The sequence below is a fragment of the Streptomyces sp. SID5910 genome, from assembly GCF_009862125.1.
In the GTDB taxonomy this organism is placed as follows: domain Bacteria; phylum Actinomycetota; class Actinomycetes; order Streptomycetales; family Streptomycetaceae; genus Streptomyces.
On record NZ_WWHX01000561.1, the window covers coordinates 1 to 6,249 of the forward strand.

General features: G+C 71.7%; 8 protein-coding genes and 2 tRNA genes. 1 reads left to right on the forward strand and 9 read right to left on the reverse strand.

Features of this window, described 5'->3' with window-relative positions:
• Window positions 1-22 precede the first annotated feature (22 nt).
• From GTW67_RS19810 to GTW67_RS19850, 9 genes are all read right to left on the reverse strand, one after another.
• Entirely contained in the window at window positions 23-1,078 is a 1,056-nt protein-coding gene (locus tag GTW67_RS19810; RefSeq protein WP_161166160.1) for a UDP-N-acetylmuramate dehydrogenase, read from the reverse strand.
• A gap of 59 nt (window positions 1,079-1,137) precedes the next feature.
• Window positions 1,138-1,518, reverse strand: coding sequence for a DUF3291 domain-containing protein (locus GTW67_RS19815; RefSeq protein ID WP_161166161.1), 381 nt, complete (start codon window positions 1,516-1,518; stop codon window positions 1,138-1,140).
• A 27-nt stretch (window positions 1,519-1,545) separates the two neighbouring features.
• Complete coding sequence (locus tag GTW67_RS19820) at window positions 1,546-2,997, reverse strand: MFS transporter (RefSeq protein WP_237518945.1); 1,452 nt, start codon at window positions 2,995-2,997, stop codon at window positions 1,546-1,548.
• Window positions 2,998-3,076: 79 nt separating this feature from the next.
• Window positions 3,077-3,649 (reverse strand): TetR/AcrR family transcriptional regulator, encoded by a 573-nt coding sequence (locus GTW67_RS19825; protein WP_161166162.1) that lies wholly within the window; start codon window positions 3,647-3,649, stop codon window positions 3,077-3,079.
• A 101-nt stretch (window positions 3,650-3,750) separates the two neighbouring features.
• Window positions 3,751-4,179, reverse strand: a complete 429-nt coding sequence (locus GTW67_RS19830; protein ID WP_161166164.1) for a MaoC family dehydratase — start codon at window positions 4,177-4,179, stop codon at window positions 3,751-3,753.
• 5 nt (window positions 4,180-4,184) lie between these two features.
• Window positions 4,185-4,637 carry a MaoC family dehydratase N-terminal domain-containing protein gene (locus tag GTW67_RS19835; RefSeq protein WP_161166163.1) on the reverse strand — a complete coding sequence of 151 codons (453 nt, stop codon included), beginning with the start codon at window positions 4,635-4,637 and terminating at the stop codon, window positions 4,185-4,187.
• A 181-nt stretch (window positions 4,638-4,818) separates the two neighbouring features.
• Window positions 4,819-4,983, reverse strand: a complete 165-nt coding sequence (gene rpmG, locus GTW67_RS19840) for a 50S ribosomal protein L33 (protein WP_003948671.1) — start codon at window positions 4,981-4,983, stop codon at window positions 4,819-4,821.
• A gap of 89 nt (window positions 4,984-5,072) precedes the next feature.
• A tRNA-Met gene (locus tag GTW67_RS19845) sits at window positions 5,073-5,145 on the reverse strand.
• Window positions 5,146-5,191: 46 nt separating this feature from the next.
• Window positions 5,192-5,264: transfer RNA gene (locus GTW67_RS19850), tRNA-Thr, on the reverse strand.
• A 237-nt stretch (window positions 5,265-5,501) separates the two neighbouring features.
• On the opposite strand from GTW67_RS19850, the gene GTW67_RS19855 reads away from it, so the two are divergent.
• A partial coding sequence (locus tag GTW67_RS19855; RefSeq protein WP_524539796.1) for an amidohydrolase family protein occupies window positions 5,502-6,249 on the forward strand: 748 nt, incomplete at its 3' end.

Sequence of the window (6,249 nt, forward strand, 5' to 3'; positions counted from 1 at the left end):
CCAGCACCAACGCCGGCGCCCCTTAGAGGCTGACGCCCACCGTCACCGGCTCGTTCACCAGCGTGACGCCGAACGCCTCGTACACCCCGGCGACGACCTCCCGGGCCAGGGCTAGCAGGTCCTCCGTCGTAGCCCCACCCCGATTGGTGAGAGCCAGCGTGTGCTTGCCGGAGATACGCGCAGGCCCACTCCCGTACCCCTTGCCGAAGCCCGCCTTGTCGATCAGCCAGGCAGCGGAGGTCTTGATACGCCCCTCCCCCGCCGGGAACGCGGGCGGCTCCACCCTGTCCCCGAGCCGCTCGCCCACCCGGGCACGGAACGCCGCGAACTCCTCCTCCGTGAGGATCGGGTTGGTGAAGAACGACCCGGCCGACCACGTGTCGTGGTCCTCGGGATCCAGCACCATGCCCTTGCCCGCCCGCAGCTTCAGCACCGTCTCCCGGGCGGCGGCCAACGGCACCCGGCCGCCCGGTTCGACCCCGAGGGCGCGCGCCGTCTCGGCGTAGCGCAGAGGGGCGGAGAGCCCGCCGGCGTCCTCCAGCTCGAAGCGCACGCGCAGGACGACGTACCGGTCGGGCTCGGCCTTGAAGCGGCTGTGGCGGTAGGCGAAGGCGCAGTCGGCGTTGGCGAGGGCGACCGTCTCGCGGTTCCTGCGGTCGTAGGCGACCACCTCGGTGATCGTGGCGGAGACCTCCTGGCCGTACGCCCCCACGTTCTGGATGGGCGTGGCGCCCGCCGAGCCGGGGATGCCGGCCAGGCACTCGACGCCGGCGAGACCGGCCTCGACGGTGCGGGCGACGGCGTCGGTCCACACCTCGCCGGCCGCGAGCTCCAGCGTCGTGCCGTCGAGCGAGAGGCCGCGCGTGGCGATGTGCAGGGCCGTGCCGTCGAAGCCCTTGTCGCCGATGACCAGATTGGATCCGCCGCCGATGAGCAGCAGGGGGGTGCCGGTGTCGTCGGCCTCGCGGACGGCGGCGATCACCTCGGCGTCGGTGGTGGCCGTGATCAGCCGGGTCGCGGGGCCGCCCAGCCGGAAGGTGGTCAGCGGGGCGAGGGGAGCGTCGTGGAGTTCCTGCACGCGCCCCAGCCTACGAGAACGCCCCGGCCGTCGGGCCGGGGCGTCGTCGTCCGGGTGTCTCACGTCAGGCGGCGCCTGACGTCGGTCCAGCTCACCGGCAGGTCGTCGCTCGACGCGGACCAGGCGGCGAACTTCGCGTCCCGCATCTGCGCGGCGAGCCCCCGGGACGTCGGGGCGTGGGTACCGGAGCGGGCGAAGGCCTTGAGGGCCTCGGGCGACTCCCAGGCGGACAGGGTCCAGAAGGTCCGCTTCAGGGGTTCGGCCTTCAGGGAGGCGCCGTACGCGCCGGGCGCGCCGCGCACCTGCCGCCACACGGCCGGCGTGCGGGCGAGGAACTTCAGCGCTCCCCACAGGGTGCGGGTCTCGAAGCGGGAGGCGAAGACGTGCACCTCGGTGGAGCGGGGCGGGCGGTTCGGGGTGGTCCAGGGCAGGGTCGGCACGACGGGCTCCTTCCGGGTTCCGCTCTCTCAGTGGGTTGCCGTGGCCTTGACCGGCTCGGACGCCGGCGCGGGCTCCGCCGTGAGCGGTCCGGCCGTAGAGCCGGGGCGGCGGGCCGGGATCAGCAGGGCCGCGACGCCGCCGAGGGCCACCACTCCGGCGCCCACCGCGACCGCGGGGCGCAGCCCGTCGACGAAGGTCTGTCCGGACTCGTAGCCGCCCTGCGCCGCGAAGATGGAGGACATGACCGCGATGCCGAGCGCGCCGCCCACCTCGCGCAGGGCGTTGTTGGCGCCGGAGGCGATGCCCTGCTCCTTCGGCAGGACGCTGGCCATCACCAGGGCGGAGGCCGGGGCGAAGAACAGGGCCATGCCGATCCCGCTGATGATCAGGCCGGGCAGCTGGACGGCGTAGCTGGCGTCGGCCGTGATCACGGAGGCGAGGTAGCCGAGGCCGGCCGCCTGGAGGAAGAGCCCGGTGGCGACGACCGGGCGCCCCCCGATGCGGTCCGAGAGGATGCCGGCGATCGGCGCGACCAGCATGGGCATGCCGGTCCAGGGCAGCATGCGCAGGCCGGCCTCGGTGGGCGAGTAGCCGAGCACGCCCTGCATGTACTGGCTGAGCAGGAAGATCGAGCCGAACATGCCCAGGAACATCAGCAGGCTCGCCGCGTTGATGCCGGAGAAGGCCCGGGAGCGGAACAGCCGCATCGGGAGCATCGGGTTCTTGGCGCGGGTGCTGTAGAGGACGAAGCCGGTCAGCAGTGCCGTTCCGGCGAACAGGGCGGTGAGCACCACGGCGCCGGTCCAGCCGTCGACCGGGCCGCGGACCAGGCCGTAGACGATCCCGAAGAGTCCACCGCTGGCCAGCAGCGTGCCGGGGAGGTCGAGCGGTGCGCCGGTGCCGTGCGACTCGGCGAGGCGGAGGCGGGCGAGCGGCAGCAGGGCCAGGCCCAGCGGAACGTTCAGCCAGAAGATCCACTGCCACGAGATGTGCTCGGTGAGGCTGCCGCCGACCAGCGGCCCGGAGGCCACGGCGAGCCCGTTGACGGCGCCCCAGATGCCGTACGCCATCCCGCGCCGTTCGGCGGGCACGGCGGCCGTCAGCAGGGTCAGCGTCAGCGGCATCATGATCGCCGCGCCGACGCCCTGGACCGCCCGGGCGGCGATGAGGGAGTCGATGCCGGGCGCCATGGCCGCGGCGGCGGAGGCGCCGGTGAAGACGGTGAGGCCGACGAGGAAGAGGCGGCGGCGGCCGAAGCGGTCGCCGAGGGCCGCGCCGAACATCAGCAGCACCGCGAAGGTGAGCGTGTAGGCGCTGACGGTCCATTCCAGGTCGTGCAGCGCGCCGCCCAGGTCCTCACGGATGGAGGGCAGGGCGGTGGTGACGACGAGGTTGTCCAGGGCCGCCATGAAACCGGCGACGCTGGTGATGACGAGGGCCCAGGCGGCGCCCCCGGCTCGTGCGTTCTGCTGTGACATCTCTCCCCCAGATTAGTGATTGCTGACTAACTTTTAAGGCCATGCGGGAATGCGTTCGCCTTCCGGCCCTCTTGTGGTCCTACGCGCTCCCCCCGCCCCTCCGGACCTGCGGCTTGGTGTGGAAGGCGCCCCAGACCCGGTGTTCCGGCGGGAAGCCCATGCCGGCCAGGGTGTTGATGAGCATGCCGTACGCCATGAAGGTCGCCGTCTCCTCGATGTCGCCGCCGAGGGGCAGGTGAACGGCGTCCCAGAGCTCCATCCAGCCGTTGCGGACCATCTCGCCGAACTCGTGGTCGCCCGCGGCCTCGGCCGCCGCGACCGTGACGTACACCTGCAACTGCATCTGGAGCCGCTCGGGCTGCTCGCTGATCAGGCGGATGTAGGCCTCGGCCATGGACGCGAGGGCCTCTTCGCCGTGCAGGCCCTCGGACGCCGACTCGAAGACCCTGCGCATGTCCTGGAGGCAGCGCTCGGCCACCGCCAGGAAGATCGCCTTCTTGCTCGGGAAGAGCCGGAACAGATACGGCTGGGAGACTCCCACCCGCTTGGCGATGGCCTCCGTGGACGTGCCGTAGTAGCCACCCCGGGCGAACTCGCTCATCGCCGCTCGGATGACGCTCTCGCGCCGCTCCTCTGCGCTCATCCTGACCATGCTCGTAAGTTAGTGTCCAATCACTAACTAAGTCAAGCGGGGCCCCGGGAGGTCTCCGGCGGCACCCGCCCCGCAGGCGTCGGTCGGGTGCCGCCGGGCCGTCAGGCGAGCCGTACGACCGCGCGGGACATGCCGAGGACCTTCTGGCCGCCGCTGGTGGCCGTGAGGTCGACGCGGACCGTGTTGTCTTCGAGCTTGGCCGCGACCTTGCCGCTGACCTCGATCACGGCGCCCTGGTCGTCGTTGGGGACGACGACGGGCCGGGTGAAGCGGACGCCGTACTCGACGACCGCGCCCGGGTCGCCGGTCCAGTCGGTGACGACGCGGATCGCCTCGGCCATGGTGAACATGCCGTGCGCGATGACGTCCGGCAGGCCGACCTCCTTGGCGAACTTCTCGTTCCAGTGGATCGGGTTGAAGTCACCGGAGGCACCCGCGTAGCGCACGAGCGTGGCGCGGGTCACGGGGAAGCTCTGCGCGGGAAGTTCGGTGCCGACCTCGACGTCGCCGTATGCGATCTTCGACTGCATCGCGCTCACGCCTCCTCGGCCGCGCGGGCCACGAGCTTGGTCCAGGCGGTCACGACGTGCTCGCCGGCCTCGTCGTGAACCTCGCCGCGGACGTCCAGTATGTCGTTGCCGGCCATCGACTTGATCGCCTCGATGGTGGTGGTGATCGTGAGCCGGTCACCGGCCCGCACCGGGCGGACGTAGACGAACTTCTGGTCCCCGTGCACCACGCGGCTGTAGTCCAGCCCGAGCTGCGGGTCCTCGATGACCTGACCCGCCGCCTTGAAGGTGATGGAGAACACGAAGGTCGGCGGGGCGATCACGTCCGGGTGGCCGAGCGCCTTCGCCGCCTCCGCGTCCGTGTACGCCGGATTGGCGTCTCCCACCGCCTCCGCGAACTCGCGGATCTTCTCCCGGCCCACCTCGTAGGGCGCGGTGGGCGGATAGGTCCGCCCCACGAACGACTGGTCGAGCGCCATGGGCTCGCAACCTCCTGCTGCTGTCTGCGACTACTGCTGCCGCGTCTTCGCGGCTTGTTGCCACGTCTTCGCGGCTTGCTGCTGCCTCTGCGGCTGCCGCCGTCACGCTGCGGCTACCGCCGGACACAACGACGCGAGGCCGTCCCCAAACTACGGGGACGGCCTCGCGTACGAGCCTGATTTATCGCGTTTCGCGGTGCGCGGTGTGCGCATTGCAACGCGGGCAGTGCTTCTTCATCTCCAGTCGGTCCGGGTTGTTACGCCGGTTCTTCTTGGTGATGTAGTTCCGCTCCTTGCACTCCACGCAGGCCAGCGTGATCTTCGGGCGGACGTCGGTGGCAGCCACGTGAGTGCTCCTTGACGAACGGATTGATGGTATTAACGCAGGAAAGAGTAGCCGATTGAAGGACCGACCCCGCAATCGGCTACCAGAAGTAGCGGTGACCGGACTTGAACCGGTGACACAGCGATTATGAGCCGCTTGCTCTACCGACTGAGCTACACCGCTGTGATGCGATCGGGCCCCGCCTCGCGGCGGGAACCTCTCACACCAGAGCCCCAAAACGGAATCGAACCGTTGACCTTCTCCTTACCATGGAGACGCTCTGCCGACTGAGCTATTGGGGCGAGCGATGAAGACATTACACGGTCGCCCGCCGTTCGCCCAAATCCGTTTCGCCGCCCCTGCCCCGTCCCGTCCCCGGCGCCCTGAAGGACCGGTGCGGGGTGCCCTGTGCGGCGCGGCCCGCGCCGGTACGACTATTGCGCTCCTCCGCGCCACGGGCATGTCGCCGTCCTAGGCTCGACCGCACTCTGCGTGATCTTGCGTTCGCCACTGCGCAGTCCCGAGCCCAGAGGAGTGCGATGCCCGACAGCCAGCCGCAGCCGCCCCACTCGCCTCTCCCTTCGGGCCCGGCCGGCCACGGCTCACTGCTGCTGACGGGGGCCCGGCTGACCGACGGCCGGACCGTGGACGTACGGCTGCACGGCGGGCGCATCGAGGCGGTGGGCACGGCCGGCAGTCTGGCGGCGGCCCACCCGTCCGGGACCGGCACGCGGGTCGACCTCACCGGGTACCTCCTGCTGCCCGCCCCCGCCGAACCCCACGCCCACGGCGACACGGCGCTCACGGCCGACGCCCCCGGCCCGGTCTCCCACGAACCCGAGGACGTCCAGCGCCGGGTCACCGAGGCCGCCCTGCTCCAGCTCGCGCACGGGGCGACCGCGCTGCGGGCCCATGTGCGGGTGGGTGACGTTCCGGGGCTGGGCGCCCTGATCGCCGTCCTGCGGGCGCGGCGGACGCTGCGGGGGCTGGCCGAGCTGACGGCGGTGGCCATGCCGAGGGTGCTGACCGGGGTGGCCGGGGCCGAGGGGCTGGCGATGCTGCGGGACGCGGTCAAGATGGGCGCGGACGTGGTGGGCGGGTGTCCGGACCTGGACCCCGATCCGGCGGGGTACGTGGAGGCGGTCCTCGACGTCGCCGCCGAGCACGGCTGCCCCGTCGACCTGCACACGGACGCCGCCGACCCGGCGCGGCTGGCCCGGCTGGCGGCGATGGCGGGCGGGCTGCGTCCCGGGGTGACCGTCGGGCCCTGCGACGGCCTGGGCCGGC